General features: G+C 44.6%; 1 protein-coding gene, 1 other RNA gene and 1 pseudogene. 1 reads left to right on the top strand and 2 read right to left on the bottom strand.

What is annotated here, in order from left to right; genetic code table 11:
• Positions 1-285, bottom strand: a pseudogene (locus QME58_14460) (transcription termination factor Rho).
• Positions 286-358: 73 nt separating this feature from the next.
• Positions 359-457, bottom strand: an RNA gene (ffs, locus tag QME58_14455) — signal recognition particle sRNA small type.
• Between the two features lie 41 nt (positions 458-498).
• Here ffs and QME58_14450 point away from each other — a divergent pair.
• Positions 499-688: DUF1028 domain-containing protein (locus QME58_14450; GenBank protein ID MDI6805013.1), on the top strand; the 190-nt coding region annotated here is incomplete at its 3' end.

The following is a 688-nucleotide window of genomic DNA, read 5'->3' as shown; positions in this document are numbered from 1 at the left end:
CTGTTTCTACATCTCTTTTTGCATATTCTAAAACAAGCGATGCGAGTCGTACATGACTTTCGCGTTCGCTGTCACTCGAGCTTGCAAACAAAGCCGCATCTACCGAACGCCGGAAATCGGTTACCTCCTCCGGTCTTTCGTCAACCAACAACACAATGCTATCTGTTTCAGCAAAATTGTTTTGCCGGCTTTCGGCGGCGCGACGATTAAAGCCCGCTGACCTTTGCCTATAGGACAAAGTAAGTCAATTATCCTGAGTGAATACTCGTTCGGTTCGGTGGTTAACAATTTCAAGTATCCCGATAAAATATTTTTCCGCCGATGGTAGTTATTCATCATTGGTAGAATCATAAATCAAAGAGGTCAAGCTACCCTGTGTCACACTTTGGGTAACTGACCGTTGCTTCCTTCCGGACCTGGCGGGGTTAGGCTACTTACGGTTGCACAGGACTTGACCTCCATAAACTCACATCACAAGATAAGAAATAATGTTAACATCTGCAATTTGAAATCAGTTATATTCTAAATACTTACACACAAAATCAACTCGTCCATACATATTCCATTGTTGCACGAGATTCGGTTACTGGTGAGTTGGGAGTTGCTGTACAATCACACTGGTTTTCTGTAGGTTCGATAGTAGCTTGGGCTGAAGCTGGCGTAGGCGCGGTCGCAACACAGTCGCTTG

The sequence above is a fragment of the Bacteroidota bacterium genome, assembly GCA_030017895.1.
GTDB lineage: Bacteria > Bacteroidota > Ignavibacteria > UBA10030 > BY39 > JASEGV01.
Note: the sequence above shows the minus strand (reverse complement) of the source record. Positions and strands in the feature narration are given on the sequence as shown.